The organism is Ruegeria sp. CH6, from assembly GCF_056537005.1.
In genome coordinates, this window is sequence record NZ_JBQFQS010000008.1 from 102,758 (window position 1) to 117,126 (window position 14,369).

Sequence of the window (14,369 nt, forward strand, 5' to 3'; positions counted from 1 at the left end):
TGAGTGTTTTTCCTGGCTTACACATGGGCCACCTCCATGCCATGTGCGCCGCCCATCATCAGGCCGATTTCGTCTACTGTCAGGCCGGTCGTGGGCCGCGGAGCGCTCAGCCGGCCTTCGTTCAGGGCAGCAAAGCTGTCCGAAATCTCCATAAGCTCGTCGAGATCCTGAGAGATGCAGATGACCGCAGTACCTTTTGCGGCCAGATCAAGAATGGCCTGCCGGATCGCGGCAGCGGCGGCGGCGTCCACGCCCCATGTCGGCTGGTTCACAACCAGCACATCGGGGTCTTGCAGTACCTCCCGACCAATCACGAATTTCTGCAGGTTTCCACCCGACAGGGACCGCGCCGCATTCTCAGGTCCGGGTGTCCGAACATCAAAGGCTTCGATGATTTTCTCAGCAAAACTCTGAGTTTCGGCCCATTTCAGAAACCCTTTGCTTTCCAACCCTTCACGCACTGAGCCTGTCAATAAGGCATTTTCAGTGAGGCTCATGTCCGGCGCAGCAGCGTGGCCCAGTCTTTCTTCCGGCGCGGTCAGAACGCCAAGCTTGCGGCGGGCCGTGGGCCCCAATTTACCAATCGCCTGCCCGTTGAACTTGATCGCGTCGGCAGTGGTTTGAATCTCACCCGACAATACGCCCAGCAACTCATCCTGTCCGTTGCCGGCGACACCACCGATGCCAAGAACCTCACCCTTGCGAACTGTCATGTGAACGTTCCTCAGGGCGGTCCCGAACTCGGAAGGCGAAGGAACCGACAACCCACTGACATCCAGAGCAACGTCGCCAAACTCGCGCCCCGAACGTTCGGGGGTCTGCAGGGTCGATCCGACCATCATCTCTGCCATGTCACGGGCCGATGTTTCACTCGGAACACATTCACCAACGTTCTTGCCCAGACGCAGGATCGTGGCGTGGTCGCAAAGCGTACGGATTTCCTCAAGCTTGTGCGAAATATAGAGGATCGACGTGCCTTCGGACCGCAGTTTATTCAGTGTCTCGAACAGGATTTCGACTTCTTGTGGAGTCAGAACCGAGGTCGGCTCATCCATGATCAGCAGCTTGGGATCCTGCAGCAGACAGCGAATGATCTCGACCCGCTGACGCTCACCCGCAGACAGGTCACCGACGGTGCGGTAAGGATCCAGTGGCAGGCCATAAGTCTCCGAAACTTCGCGGATACGTGCGGCCAGATCGCCCATGGCCGGAGGGTTCTCCATCCCCAGTGCGATGTTCTCGGCCACGTTCAGCGCGTCGAACAATGAGAAGTGCTGGAACACCATCGCAATGCCGTCGGCCCGCGCTGCGCGCGGTTCGGGTGGCGCAAAAGGTTGGCCACGCAACAACATTGTACCGCTGTCGGGTTTCACCAGCCCGTAAATCATCTTCACCAGTGTGGATTTGCCGGCACCGTTTTCGCCCAGCAGGGCGTGAACTTCGCCTTCACCGATGTCGAAAGACACCTGATCATTGGCCACGACGCCGGGATAGGCTTTGGTCAGGCCTTGCAAGCTTAGGAGTGGAGTGGTCACGCGCTCAGGTCCTTCTTCAATTCATTCTGCCGGGCAGGGCGCAGGATTTGCGCCGCGACACCAACTGCGATCATCTGCGGGTGTTTGCCCAGGGACGGGTCCCCGATTGGGCAGGTGATCCGGCCAATCCGTTCGGGCGTATGCCCCAATGCGGCCAGCCGGGACCGGAATCGCGCCCATTTCGTAGCCGAGCCGATCAGGCCAGCAAAGCGGAAATCATGCAAAAGCAGCCTGTTGCACAGTTCCAGGTCCAAATTGTGTGAATAAGTAAGCACAAGATGTTCAGCATCGCGCGGTGCGTGACGGATCAGTTCGGCCGGTTTGGCCGCCGGAACAATGGTCACACCGTTCGGCACCTCATCCGGAAAGCGTTCTGGCCCGGTATCAACCCAGGTAATCGCCAGATCGGGCAGGGGCGATAGGACATCGACCAGAGCCCGGCCGACATGACCCGCGCCCCAGATCCAGAGATTGCGCGTGGGCTCGTGAACCGGCTCGATCATCCATCCGTCAATCAGCTGCGGGTCGGGTTTTACACCTTGACCGCGGGCCTGTGCCAGCAAGCGCTTGACCGACAGTGGCATTTCACCGCCCGAGGCCGAGCGCGCGATGATCGTGTCATTCAGCTGTTCTACCGCCTCAAGGTCAAAGATTTCGCTAAGCAGGGTTACAGCCCCGCCGCAGCACTGACCCATGTCTGGGCCAAGCGCGTGGTGTGTCTGGCGAGCAGGCGCAGTCTGGGACCGTGCCGCCTCGGCCGCCTGAAACTCCAGGGTACCTCCGCCGATGGTACCTGATTGCCCGTCCTCCCAAACAAGCATCGCGGCACCGACTTCGCGAGGGGATGACCCCTTGATCCCGGCGATGACCACCCGGACCACTTTGCCGTGGGTTTTGACCGCCTCCCTCAAAGCCTCTCGATCAAATCCCATCAGATGCCTCCCTTCATCCTTTGGACACCGTGCCAGACCTCTTCGGCCGTGGCGGGTGCATCCAGTGACGGATAACTGTCTCCGCAAGCAGCCACCGCATTCGACAGTGCCAACCAGGCAGAGATACCCAGCATGAACGGCGGCTCTCCCACCGCTTTCGAGCGATAGATCGTGTCCTCGCGGTTTTCACCGTTCCACAAGGCGACATTGAAGATGTCGGGCCGGTCCGAGCAGGCCGGAATCTTGTAGGTCGACGGCGCGTGCGTGCGCAGGTTTCCTTTGTCGTCCCAGACCAATTCCTCAGTCGTGAGCCAGCCTGCGCCCTGGACGTAGCCACCTTCAACTTGTCCGATATCCAACGCAGGGTTCAGCGACGCGCCTGCGTCATGCAGGATGTCGGTGCGCAGGATGCGGTTCTCACCGGTCAGCGTATCGACTGCGACCTCGGTGATCGAGGCGCCGTAGGCGAAGTAAAAGAACGGACGGCCACGGCCCTTGATCCGGTCCCATTCGATCTTGGGCGTTTTGTAGAACCCTGTAGCCGACAGGCTGATGCGGCCTTGATAGGCCAGCGCGGCGGCTTCAGCGAAGGTATAGCGTTCCTCGCCGATCGCGACATGGCCATCCGAGAACGTCACCGTTGATGGATCGGCCTGATGCCGTTCGGCCAGATAATCGGCCATCCGGTCGCGGATCGTGTCGCAGGCTGCTTTTACCGCCATTCCGTTCAGGTCACTGCCGGAAGATGCCGCAGTCGCCGAGGTATTGGGTACCTTTGCGGTGTCGGTGGCGGTGATCTTAATCATCTCCAGTGGAATGCCAAGGCGCGAGGCTGCAACCTGTGCGACTTTCTGGAACAGGCCCTGACCCATCTCGGTACCACCATGGTTAAGGTGGACAGAGCCGTCTTGATAAACATGCACCAGCGCACCCGCCTGGTTCAGGTGGGTCAGCGTGAAGGAAATGCCGAACTTGACCGGGGAGAAGGCGATACCCTTCTTGATCACTCTGTTCTCGGCGTTCCATTTCTCGATGGCTGCCTTGCGTGACGCGTAGTCGCTGGTTTTCAGCAGCTTTTCGGTCATGCCGTGCAGTTCGAAGTCGCTGACTTCCATACCGTAGGGCGTGGTATTGCCACCTGCTGGCAGAGGACGCACGGGCGTTTCTCCCATCTCCACCGCGCCACGGCTGGTCAGGTCTTCATGCGGATCGGGGTGGCCCAGAGGCTTTTCCGTAGGAACAGGGTCCGCAACCGCATGAGCCGGTTCGTAGTAGTTCCGGCGGCGCAGTTCGACCGGGTCGAGCCCCAATTCATAGGCCGCGTGGTCCATAACGCGTTCGATACCAACCATACCCTGCGGGCCGCCAAAGCCACGATAGGCGGTGGCGGATTGGGTGTTGGTCTTCAGCCGGTGGCTTTCGATCCGCGCATTCGGCAACAGGTAGGCGTTGTCCGAGTGCAGCATCGCACGGTCCGCGACGGGCAGGGACAGGTCCTGCGCCCAGCCGCAGATCGCGTAGTGATGGAAGGACACGCCTTGAATGTGGCCGTTCTCATCGAACCCGGCCTTGTACGCGATGCGGAAGGCGTGGCGTTTGCCGGTGATGATCATGTCATCGTCGCGGTCATAGCGCATCTTGCAGGCCTTGCCGGTTGCCCGCGCAGCGACAGCGCAGGATACGGCCAGAGCGTTGCCCTGACTTTCCTTACCGCCAAAACCACCGCCCATGCGACGAGTCTCAACACGTACGGCATGCATGGGAACGCCCAGGGCATCGGCCACTTTGTGCTGAATCTCGGTCGGGTGCTGGGTTGAGCTATGCACCAGCATATCCGCGCCCTCATTCGGCACAGCCAGTGCGGCCTGTCCTTCCAGATAGAAATGTTCCTGCCCGCCGATCTCGAACGTGCCTTCGATGACACGCGCGGACCCGGCAATAGCTGCATCGGCGTCACCTTTGGCGTAGATGCGAGGACCATCCTCGAACCGGCTGTCAGCGGCCAGCGCCTCCTCGACCGTGAGGATCGGGGTTTCTTCGGCATACTCGATGTTGCCCAACCGGGCAGCCTTGCGCGCGGCCAGATGGCTGGTTGCGATCACAAGGAAAACGGGCTGTCCGATGTAGTGAATCGAACCATCCGACAGCAGCGGCTCGTCATGGATCGACGGAGAGACGTCGTTTGCAAAGGGCAGGTCGTCGGCGGTCATGACCATGACGACCCCATCGGCAGCTTTTACGGCTGACAGATCCATCGACGTAATCGTGCCATTGGCAATCGGGCTTAAGCCAAAGGCCAGATGCAGCGAGCCTTTTGGTGTTGGAATGTCATCGACATAGCGCGCAGTGCCGGAGACATGCAGCGGCGCCGCGTCATGTGGGAGGGGTTTAGTCACGCTCATGCCGACACCTCCAAAACGTTTGTGACTTCACCCTGATCTTCGAGGAAGTACCTCTCGAGCATCGCTTTTGCGGTCTCCAATCGGTAGTGGGCCGAGGCGCGCATATCTGTCATCGGCGTGAAGTCGTTGGCAAAGGCCGGGATCGCCGCTTGAACGGTTTCGTTAGTCCAGGGTTTGCCCTTCAGCGCTGCTTCGACATTCGAGGCGCGCTTTGGAATGCCGGCCATGCCGCCGAACGCGATACGCGCATCAGCAACGACACCGTCCGCCACAATGATGTTGAAGCACCCGCAAACGGCCGAAATATCCTGATCAAACCGTTTGCTGAGTTTGTAGGCTTTCAGACGATCTTCCTGACGTGCGAAGCTGACCGCTTCGACGAATTCGCCCGGAGCGCGGTCCTGCTTGCCGTAGTCGATGAAGAACTCTTCCAGCGGGATCGAGCGACGCGCGTCACCCTTGCGCAGATGCAGCGTTGCACCCAAGGCAATCAGGGCGGGTGGGTTGTCCCCGATGGGCGATCCGTTAGCGATGTTGCCACCGACCGTGGCCGCGTGGCGTACTTGTACACTGGCGTAACGACGGATCATTTCAGCGTAGGAAGGATGCAGGTTGGCCAGCGCTTCGCCCATACGGTTCATGTCGACCATGGCACCAAAGCGGATTTCGTTATCCGTGATGGTGATCTCTTTCAGATCATCGCAACGGTTCAGGAATATCACCGGGTCGAGATCCCGAAGTTGCTTTGTCACCCAAAGACCAACATCTGTTGCGCCGGCAACCAGTGTAGCGTCCGAATGCTTGGCATAAACAGTCGCCAGTTCATCCGATGACCCAGGCAACATGGGCGATGTCACCCGTGTTGCTACCGGCTTGTCTTTAACCCAAACCGGGACCGGTTGGGCCTCGGCGGCCTCGGCCGCCCGGATGATCGGTGCGTAACCAGTGCACCGGCACAGGTTTCCGGCAAGCTGTGTATCGTGATCCTTGGCACCATTGGCGTGGCTTGCTACCATCGACATGACGAAACCGGGGGTACAGAAGCCGCATTGCGATCCGTGCAGATCCACCATTGCTTGCTGAACAGGATGCGTCTCGCCATCCGGCCCGCTGGCACCTTCGACGGTGCGCACCGCTTTGCCGTGTAGTTGAGGCAGGAACAGGATACAGGAATTCAGCGCTTTGTGTCCGCCCTCGTCCGTGACCATGACGGTGCAGGCCCCGCAATCGCCTTCGTTGCAGCCTTCCTTGGTGCCGGTCAGGCCGCGATCTTCGCGCAGCCAATCCAGCAAGGTCGCCGTCGGATCAACATCCGCCAGCTCCACAGTCTCTCCGTTCAGAAGAAACGTGATATTCATGAGTGAAACCCGTCGCCTTACCCGGTTGCGCCCTTGGGTGCTCTCCTTCGATGCGACGTAGAAAGAGTAGCGGGCGAATAGCTTGCCGTCAGATGTTAGAAACAGCGCAGGTTGTCTGGCAAGAAAAACTACCTATGTGATACACCATTGGGCACTGACGCTGCGTGATTGTGCTGTTCGTTTAATAAGTAGATGATTGAAACTAAAGCGCTTTTTGCCTTTGGTTGCTGCTGAACTCCGAAGCACCTTCTGGAAAACCCGAATAATCAACGCTGATTTTTAAGGCATTCCAAAGCGACGGTTCCTGCTTTTGCCCCGTGTCGGACTGAGATAGCGTGGCGGTTATGAGCAGCACTCCTCGATTCATTCACCTCCGCGTTCACACAGAATATTCCCTTTTGGAAGGCGCCGTGCGGCTGAAAAAGCTGCCCGGCTTGTGTGAAAAGATGGATATGCCCGCCGTCGCGGTAACCGACACCAACAGTATGTTCTCTGCGTTGGAGTTTTCGGTGACGGCCAGCGGGGCCGGAGTGCAACCGATCATGGGCTGTCAGGTCGATCTGACCTATGTGCAGGCGCAACCGGGGGAAAAGCCCAAAGCGCCAGCGCCGCTGGTCCTGCTTGCGCAGTCCGAGATTGGATATGAGAACCTGATGAAGCTCAGCTCTTGCCTGTACGTGGATAAGGGCGGGCAGTTGCCGCAGGTTACCTTGGAAGAATTGGCCGAGCGGTCTGATGGCCTGATCTGTCTGACCGGTGGGCCGGATGGTCCGGTTGGCATGCTTTTGCAGCAGGGTCAGCGCCCGGCAGCTGAGGCTTTGGTGGATCGTCTGGCAGCGATGTTCCCTGATCGATTGTACATAGAATTGCAGCGCCATCCCGGTGAGGGCGGTCAGCCCGAAGCGGAACGCCTGACCGAGCGCGGCCATGTCGAGATGGCCTATGCCAAGAACCTTCCGCTGGTCGCCACCAATGACGTCTATTTTCCGACCACCGATATGTATGAGGCGCATGATGCGCTGATCTGCATCTCCGAGGGCGCTTATGTCGATCAGCAGGAAGGACGCCGTCGCCTGACTGCGCAGCACTATTTCAAGTCGCAGCAAGAAATGGTGACCCTGTTCGCCGACCTGCCCGAAGCGATTGAGAACACGGTCGAGATCGCCAAACGCTGCGCCTTCATGGCTTATCGCCGTGATCCGATCCTTCCGAAATTCGCAGATGATGAGGTGGCCGAGCTGCGGCGTATCGCCAACGAAGGCCTGCAGAAACGTCTGGCCGTTATTCCGCATGCGGTGACGCCCCAAGAGTATCAGGAACGGCTGGATTTCGAGCTTGGTATCATCGAAGGCATGGGGTTCCCGGGCTATTTTCTGATCGTTGCCGACTTCATCCAATGGGCCAAAGACCACGACATTCCAGTGGGGCCGGGGCGGGGTTCGGGTGCGGGCTCGCTGGTGGCCTATGCGCTGACGATTACCGACCTTGACCCACTGCGGTATTCACTGCTGTTCGAACGCTTCCTGAACCCGGAACGTGTCTCGATGCCGGACTTCGACATCGACTTCTGCATGGACCGCCGGGAAGAAGTGATCCGCTATGTTCAACAGAAATACGGGCGCGACAAGGTAGGGCAGATCATCACCTTTGGTGCGTTGCTGTCAAAGGCCGCTGTACGCGATATCGGGCGGGTGCTGCAGATGCCTTACGGGCAGGTCGACCGCCTGTCCAAGATGATCCCGGTCGAGGGAGTTAAACCGGTCTCGATCGAAAAGGCGTTAAAAGATGAACCTCGCCTGCGCGAAGAAGCGCGAAACGAAGAGGTCGTTGATCGTTTGTTGACCTATGGCCAGCAGGTCGAGGGGCTATTGCGGAACGCATCAACCCACGCGGCGGGGGTTGTGATCGGGGATCGTCCGCTTGATGCTCTGGTGCCGCTGTATCAGGACCCGCGCTCTGACATGCCTGCGACTCAGTTCAATATGAAGTGGGTCGAACAGGCTGGGCTGGTGAAGTTCGACTTTCTGGGCCTGAAGACGCTGACCGTGATCCAGAACGCGATGGATCTGATCTTTAAATCTGATCGCCCGTTGCATATCGCCGCTGATGGTACTGAACTTTATGAACCCGCGGAGGGAGCCGAGAACCAGATCAACGCTATCCCACTGGATGATGAGGCGACGTACAAACTCTATTCGGCAGCCAAGACAGTAGCTGTGTTCCAGGTGGAATCCTCGGGTATGATGGATGCGCTCAAGCGCATGAAGCCTACCTGTATCGAGGATATCGTGGCCCTCGTGGCGCTGTACCGTCCGGGCCCGATGGAGAACATCCCGACCTATTGCGAGGTCAAGAACGGGCTGCGGAAAATTGAATCCGTCCACCCGCTGATCGACTACATCCTTGAGGAAACCCAAGGCATCATCGTTTATCAGGAACAGGTGATGCAGATCGCGCAGGTCATGGCTGGCTATAGCCTCGGCGGCGCTGACTTGCTGCGCCGTGCGATGGGTAAAAAGATCAAAGAGGCGATGGATGCCGAGCGCCCGAAATTCGAAAAGGGTGCTGGTGAAAATGGTGTCGACGCCAAGAAGGCATCTGAGGTCTTCGACCTGCTCGAGAAATTCGCCAACTACGGCTTCAACAAATCCCACGCAGCGGCCTATGCGGTCGTCAGCTACCAGACCGGCTGGCTAAAGGCGAACCACCCGGTCGAGTTCATGGCCGGTGTCATGAACTGCGATATTCACCTGACCGATAAGCTGGCCATCTATTTCGAAGAAGTCCGCAAAGGGCTGGAATTGCCCTATGTGCCGCCCTGTGTGAATCGCTCTCTTGCGACATTCGATGTGGTCGATGGGCACCTGGTCTACGCGCTGGGCGCGCTCAAGAACGTGGGTGTCGAGGCGATGAATCTTGTCGTCGAAGGGCGCGGTGACAAGCCCTTCGTGAACCTGTTCGACTTTGCTCGTCGGGTTGACTTGAAGAAAGTCGGGAAACGCCCGCTGGAGATGTTGGCGCGGGCAGGGGCCTTTGACGAGCTTGATAAAAACCGTCGCCGCGTATTCGAAAGCCTCGATCCGCTCGTCCAATACTCGGCAGCAATCTATGATCAGAAGAACTCGAACCAGGTATCCTTGTTCGGTGAAGCTGGCGATGACCTGCCTGAACCACGGCTGTCTCCATCACCAGATTGGCTGCCTGCTGAACGTCTGAGCGAAGAATTCAAAGCTATCGGCTTTTACCTCTCCGGGCACCCATTGGACGACTATATGCCAGCGCTTAAGCGCAAGCAGGTTTTGACGCTGGACGAGGTGATGGAAAAGGCACGCTCGGGCCCATTGATTGCCAAGATGGCCGGGGTTGTGGCCGGAAGGCAGGAGCGTAAATCCGCACGCGGAAACCGGTTTGCTTTTGCTCAGCTTTCAGATCCCACCGGGGCCTATGAGGTCACCTTGTTTTCGGAGACGCTGGAGAAAAGCCGCGAGTTTCTGGAAACTGGCGCGCAGGTGGTTCTGACCGCCGAAGCGACGATGGAAGCTGATCAGCTGAAACTATTGGGTCGGTCAGTAGGGCCAGTGGACTCGGTTGTGGCCGAAGCGGGTGCCACCGGATTGCGTATCTTTGTTGACGAGGCTGGCGTCCTGCCCACGGTTGCCAAGGTTTTGGAAGATGCAGCCAATGCCGCCAAAGGGACTTCAAAGGGGCCAATTCAGCTTTGCCTCCTTGACCCGGGTCTGCCCGGAGATGTCGAAATGGATCTGGGGCAGAGCTTTCCCATCAATCCGCAAATCAAAGGTGCTATCAAATCGCTGGACGGCGTTATGTCGGTCGAGGAAATCTGAACAGTCATTGGTTTGTTGCCAGAGGGTTAGCGCACGGTTAGGCTGAACGTATAAGTAATTCATTGGGTCACGTCATAGGAGGGCACCCAGATGACGATTGCTGGTACTGGATTCAGATTTTTCACTATCGCTGCGGCAACCTCGCTGATTTTGGCATCTGCGACCGCAGGATATGCGGACAACAAAAAGAAAAAGAATACAATTGAAGGCGCCCTGATTGGCGCAGGTGTTGGGGCGCTGGTTGGCGATGGCAAAGGTGCAGCGATCGGCGGTGTCGCTGGGGCCATTATCGGACATAACTGGAAGTGATTGCGATGCGGTTAAGTAAACTCAGAATGTCCGCTTACGCCGTGATCTTTGCGGGTCCCAGTGTGGCGATGGCCGATGATGCAGCAGATCAGATGGTGCAGGATGCATTGCCCCTGATGCACTATACGTGCGCCTCGATTGCTGAAGAGGCGGATGGCGACGAAGAATTTGTAGTGGCGGTTGTTCAGAAGATGACGGCTTTGTCGCTCTACAATCGTCAGGTCAATATCGAAGATCATGCGACCACGGATGAAGAAAAAGCACAGCTGCGTGAAGCATTCATAGCCGCGCTGTCGGATGGATGCGCCGCGGACAAGAACGCCCTGTTGGGTGGAGTGGTCGACAACGCGGTGAAAACAACGCTGGGGTTTTGAACCGTCAGTAGTGAGGCGGGCGTTCGTCTCCGATGACAACGCCGCCTGACCCTTCCTGTGCCCGTTCAGCCTCGCGCTGCAGCAGCATTTCGACGCGACGGGTCAGGCGATCGATTTCGTCTTGTTGGCGTGTGACGACCGTGTTCAGCTCTTCGACCGTGCGGGTCAGATGGGCGATCTGTTCTTCCAGATGCTGCATTCGGGGCTCCTCTGCTTGGGCCGGTCATAGCGGCCCTGCAATCTCATGACCAGAGAAACCATGCCCTGCGACAGAGGCTTGGCTTGCCCCGATCAGGGCCATGGGATAGACCGCGCGCGGAACATAAACCTCCCAAGGACGCCCCAAAATGGCCAAGCCCAAGAAACAGCCCCGCCCCAAGGCAATCACGCCGAAAGGGTTCCGCGACTATTTCGGCTCGGAAGTCTCGCAGCGAACTGAGATGCTGCGGACCATTGCTGGCGTCTATCATCGATACGGTTTTGATGCGCTGGAAAGCAGCGCTGTGGAAACCGTCGAAGCGCTGGGCAAGTTCCTGCCAGACGTGGATCGCCCGAATGAGGGGGTCTTTGCATGGCAGGAAGTTGACGAAAACGACAAGGGCGACTGGATGGCCCTGCGCTATGACCTGACCGCACCACTGGCACGGGTCTATGCGCAGCACCGCAACGATCTGCCGACGCCTTATCGCCGCTATGCGATGGGGCCGGTCTGGCGCAACGAAAAGCCCGGACCAGGTCGCTACCGCCAGTTCTATCAGTGCGATGCCGATACGGTGGGTACGGCCTCGATGGCCGCGGACGCCGAGATTTGCGCGATGCTGTCTGATACGTTGGAGACCGTCGGCATTCCGCGCGGCGATTATCTGGTGCGCGTCAACAACCGCAAAGTTCTGAACGGCGTGCTTGAGGCGATGGGCCTTGGCGATGACCTTGCCGCTCGTGACAATGTCCTGCGCACCATCGACAAGTTCGACAAGGTGGGCGAGCAAGGTGTGCGTGAGTTGCTGACCAAAGGCCGTTTGGACGCATCGGGTGCGTTTATTGACGGAGTTGGTCTCAGCGACGATCAGGCAGAGCCGGTGATTGCTTTCCTGACCTCGAAGGCCGCGGATACCGCTGGAACGCTGGCCAATCTGCGTGCCGCTGTGGGTAATAGCAAGATCGGCGTGGACGGAATTGCCGAGTTGGAGCAGATCGGCGCACTGCTCGATGCAGGTGGGTACGGAGCGGACCGGATCGAGATCGATCCTTCGGTTGTGCGCGGTCTGGGCTACTATACTGGCCCGGTTTACGAGGCTGAACTGACCTTCGAAATTTTCGACGAGAAAGGCCGCAAGCGGCAGTTTGGATCAGTCTCGGGCGGTGGACGTTATGACGATCTGGTCAAGCGATTCACCGGACAGGAAGTTCCCGCGACGGGTATTTCTATCGGCGTCGATCGACTGCTGGCCGCACTGCGTGAGAAGGGCAGGATCGCCGCGCAAGCGACCGGCCCTGTGGTCGTTACCGTAATGGATCGCGACCGGATGGCGGATTATCAGGCGATGGTGGCCGAGCTGCGTAACGCGGGTATTCGGGCCGAGGTTTATCTGGGTAACCCCAAGAACTTTGGCAATCAGCTGAAATATGCGGACAAGCGGAACTCTCCGATCGCGGTGATCGAAGGCGGTGACGAAAAGGCCAACGGGATCGTGCAAATCAAGGATCTGATCCTGGGCGCGAAAATTGCCGAAAGTGCCACGCTGGAGGAATGGAAAGAACGCCCCAGCCAGTTCGAAGTGGCACGTGGTGATCTGGTCGCCAAAGTGCGTGAAATTCTGGACAGTCAGGACTGATCCATGGCCAACCGTTCTCAGATACAGGCCCGCGCCGCGATGATGCGCGTCCGGTTCGAGGCCGCTGGTGCGCAGGTTGTCGATACGCCTTTGCTGCAACCGGCGGAAACGTTGCTTGATCTTTACGGCGAGGATATCCGCGCCCGGGCGTATGTGACCTCAGACGCTCTGCGCGGCGAACAGATGCTGCGCCCTGACTTTACGCTGCCCGTTGTGCAGATGCACATGACAGAAGGGGCCGAGCCGGCACGATATACCTATTCCGGTGAAGTGTTTCGCCGTCAGGAGCATGATCCGGACCGGGCCAACGAGTACATTCAGGTCGGGTATGAGGTCTTTGACCGCGATGATCCTGCAGGGGCAGACGCTGAGGTCTTTTCGCTCTTTGCTCTGCAATTGCGTGGATTGCCTTTGCGTGCGGCTACCGGGGACATTGGTATTCTGATCGCTGCGGTACAGGGCCTGCGCACGACTGACCGTCGTAAGTCCGCTCTGATGCGGCACTTGTGGCGACCCCGCCGGTTCCGCATTCTGCTGGATCGATTTGCTGGACGTAAGCCTGAACCGGAATTGCGCAGCGAATTGCTATCGGCGGCTAATCCAATGGCTTTCGAGGCTCCGATGATCGGAAAGCGACGTGCATCAGAGATCGAGGCACGCATTGAAGCGTTGCGCGAAGATCGGGACACGCCACCCATTTCCGACAACGAACTTGCGGGTCTTGAGTCGCTGTTAACCGTGCGCGAGACAATGCCTTTTGCGCTTGAACAATTGCGCGATGTAGCCGTCGATCTTCCTCAGATCACACCAGCCCTGGACCGGTTGGAGACGCGGATCGCTTCACTGCAGGCGCGCGGTGTCGATGTAGAAAAGTTGGATTTCGAGGCTGCCTATGGGCGTACGTCGATGGAATACTATGACGGGTTTGTCTTTGGTTTCTATGCCGAGGGTCGCCCTGATCTGCCTCCTATCGCCACGGGGGGACGGTATGACGCCCTGACTCGGCAGCTGGGTAACGGCGCGGAAATACCTGCGGTTGGTGGTGTGCTGAGACCGGACCTGATGCTCGAGATCGAGGAGGCGGCGCAATGAGCCTGAAACTGGGTGTGCCCTCGAAGGGCCGGTTGATGGAAAAAACCTTCTCATGGTTTGAAAAACGCGGGATTATCCTGTCCCGCAGCGGATCTGACCGCGAGTATGCCGGCAAAGTCGAAGGGATAGACGGCGTCTCGCTGGTCCTGCTTTCCGCTGGTGAAATCCCGCGCGAGCTAGCGGCGGGGCGCATCCACATGGGTGTAACGGGTACTGACCTTGTGCATGAGAAATTACCCCGATGGGAGCAGCAAGTCGAAGAAGTATCCCTTTTGGGCTTCGGTCAGGCTGACCTGATCATTGCCACCCCAGCCTGTTGGGTGGATGTCGATACGCTGGACGATCTGGATGGTGCTGCGGCTGCATTTCGCAGAACCCACGGGCACCGGCTGCGCATTGCAACAAAGTACCACAGGCTGGTGCGGGAATTCCTGACCGATGCAGGGGTGGCCGACTACACATTGGTGGATAGTCAGGGGGCAACGGAAGGCACGGTGGTCAATGAAACCGCCGAAGCCATCGCTGACATCACCTCAACCGGTGAAACGTTGCGGGCCAATCACCTGAAGATCCTGTCTGATGGTTTGATCCTGAAGTCGCAGGCGACCCTGTGGCGCAGCCGAGAAGCCAGCTATAGCCCGGCTGATAAAGCGGTACTGTCTGAGTTGATGGATCGGCTGAGCTGAT

Annotated in this window: 11 protein-coding genes; 6 read left to right on the forward strand and 5 right to left on the reverse strand. The window is 58.4% G+C overall.

All coding sequences use genetic code 11. The features are described 5' to 3' along the window. Window positions 1–17: 17 nt before the first annotated feature. The 4 genes from ACR0CW_RS16080 to xdhA are packed head-to-tail and all read right to left on the reverse strand — an operon-like array spanning window position 18 to window position 6,227. Entirely contained in the window at window positions 18–1,535 is a 1,518-nt protein-coding gene (locus ACR0CW_RS16080) for an ABC transporter ATP-binding protein (RefSeq protein WP_480788574.1), read from the reverse strand. Then, entirely contained in the window at window positions 1,532–2,467 is a 936-nt protein-coding gene (gene xdhC, locus ACR0CW_RS16085; protein WP_480788575.1) for a xanthine dehydrogenase accessory protein XdhC, read from the reverse strand. The genes ACR0CW_RS16080 and xdhC overlap by 4 nt, the downstream gene beginning before the upstream one ends. Beyond that, window positions 2,467–4,869 (reverse strand): xanthine dehydrogenase molybdopterin binding subunit, encoded by a 2,403-nt coding sequence (gene xdhB, locus ACR0CW_RS16090; protein WP_480788576.1) that lies wholly within the window; start codon window positions 4,867–4,869, stop codon window positions 2,467–2,469. Before xdhB ends, xdhC begins: the two co-directional genes overlap by 1 nt. Further along, entirely contained in the window at window positions 4,866–6,227 is a 1,362-nt protein-coding gene (gene xdhA, locus ACR0CW_RS16095) for a xanthine dehydrogenase small subunit (protein WP_480788577.1), read from the reverse strand. Before xdhA ends, xdhB begins: the two co-directional genes overlap by 4 nt. 344 nt (window positions 6,228–6,571) lie before the next feature. Here xdhA and dnaE point away from each other — a divergent pair, with 344 nt between their 5' ends. The 3 genes from dnaE (at window position 6,572) to ACR0CW_RS16110 (ending at window position 10,755) form a co-directional block, all read left to right on the forward strand. Next, complete coding sequence (dnaE, locus tag ACR0CW_RS16100) at window positions 6,572–10,072, forward strand: DNA polymerase III subunit alpha (RefSeq protein ID WP_480788578.1); 3,501 nt, start codon at window positions 6,572–6,574, stop codon at window positions 10,070–10,072. Window positions 10,073–10,162: 90 nt separating this feature from the next. Continuing rightward, on the forward strand, window positions 10,163–10,381 hold the full coding sequence (locus tag ACR0CW_RS16105; RefSeq protein ID WP_155148081.1) for a hypothetical protein: 219 nt from the start codon (window positions 10,163–10,165) through the stop codon (window positions 10,379–10,381). A gap of 26 nt (window positions 10,382–10,407) precedes the next feature. Beyond that, window positions 10,408–10,755 (forward strand): hypothetical protein, encoded by a 348-nt coding sequence (locus ACR0CW_RS16110; RefSeq protein ID WP_209016279.1) that lies wholly within the window; start codon window positions 10,408–10,410, stop codon window positions 10,753–10,755. Between the two features lie 4 nt (window positions 10,756–10,759). On the opposite strand, the gene ACR0CW_RS16115 is transcribed toward ACR0CW_RS16110, so the two are convergent. Continuing rightward, entirely contained in the window at window positions 10,760–10,954 is a 195-nt protein-coding gene (locus ACR0CW_RS16115; protein ID WP_155148085.1) for a SlyX family protein, read from the reverse strand. A 148-nt stretch (window positions 10,955–11,102) separates the two neighbouring features. Here ACR0CW_RS16115 and hisS point away from each other — a divergent pair, with 148 nt between their 5' ends. The 3 genes from hisS to hisG are packed head-to-tail and all read left to right on the forward strand — an operon-like array spanning window position 11,103 to window position 14,368. Then, the gene (hisS, locus tag ACR0CW_RS16120) at window positions 11,103–12,590 is read left to right on the forward strand and encodes a histidine--tRNA ligase (protein ID WP_480788579.1); all 1,488 of its coding nucleotides are present in this window, start codon (window positions 11,103–11,105) and stop codon (window positions 12,588–12,590) included. A gap of 3 nt (window positions 12,591–12,593) precedes the next feature. Continuing rightward, on the forward strand, window positions 12,594–13,682 hold the full coding sequence (locus ACR0CW_RS16125) for an ATP phosphoribosyltransferase regulatory subunit (RefSeq protein ID WP_480788580.1): 1,089 nt from the start codon (window positions 12,594–12,596) through the stop codon (window positions 13,680–13,682). Beyond that, on the forward strand, window positions 13,679–14,368 hold the full coding sequence (gene hisG, locus ACR0CW_RS16130) for an ATP phosphoribosyltransferase (protein WP_480788581.1): 690 nt from the start codon (window positions 13,679–13,681) through the stop codon (window positions 14,366–14,368). The genes ACR0CW_RS16125 and hisG overlap by 4 nt, the downstream gene beginning before the upstream one ends. The last annotated feature ends 1 nt before the right edge of the window (window position 14,369 follow it).

Coding starts and splice junctions, on each gene's coding strand:
- ACR0CW_RS16105 (WP_155148081.1), top strand. CDS start 10,163: ATGACGATTGCTGGTACTGGATTCAGATTTTTCACTATCGCTGCGGCA.
- ACR0CW_RS16125 (WP_480788580.1), top strand. CDS start 12,594: ATGGCCAACCGTTCTCAGATACAGGCCCGCGCCGCGATGATGCGCGTC.
- dnaE (WP_480788578.1), top strand. CDS start 6,572: ATGAGCAGCACTCCTCGATTCATTCACCTCCGCGTTCACACAGAATAT.
- ACR0CW_RS16110 (WP_209016279.1), top strand. CDS start 10,408: ATGTCCGCTTACGCCGTGATCTTTGCGGGTCCCAGTGTGGCGATGGCC.
- hisG (WP_480788581.1), top strand. CDS start 13,679: ATGAGCCTGAAACTGGGTGTGCCCTCGAAGGGCCGGTTGATGGAAAAA.
- xdhB (WP_480788576.1), bottom strand. CDS start 4,869: ATGAGCGTGACTAAACCCCTCCCACATGACGCGGCGCCGCTGCATGTC.
- xdhC (WP_480788575.1), bottom strand. CDS start 2,467: ATGGGATTTGATCGAGAGGCTTTGAGGGAGGCGGTCAAAACCCACGGC.
- ACR0CW_RS16115 (WP_155148085.1), bottom strand. CDS start 10,954: ATGCAGCATCTGGAAGAACAGATCGCCCATCTGACCCGCACGGTCGAA.
- xdhA (WP_480788577.1), bottom strand. CDS start 6,227: ATGAATATCACGTTTCTTCTGAACGGAGAGACTGTGGAGCTGGCGGAT.
- hisS (WP_480788579.1), top strand. CDS start 11,103: ATGGCCAAGCCCAAGAAACAGCCCCGCCCCAAGGCAATCACGCCGAAA.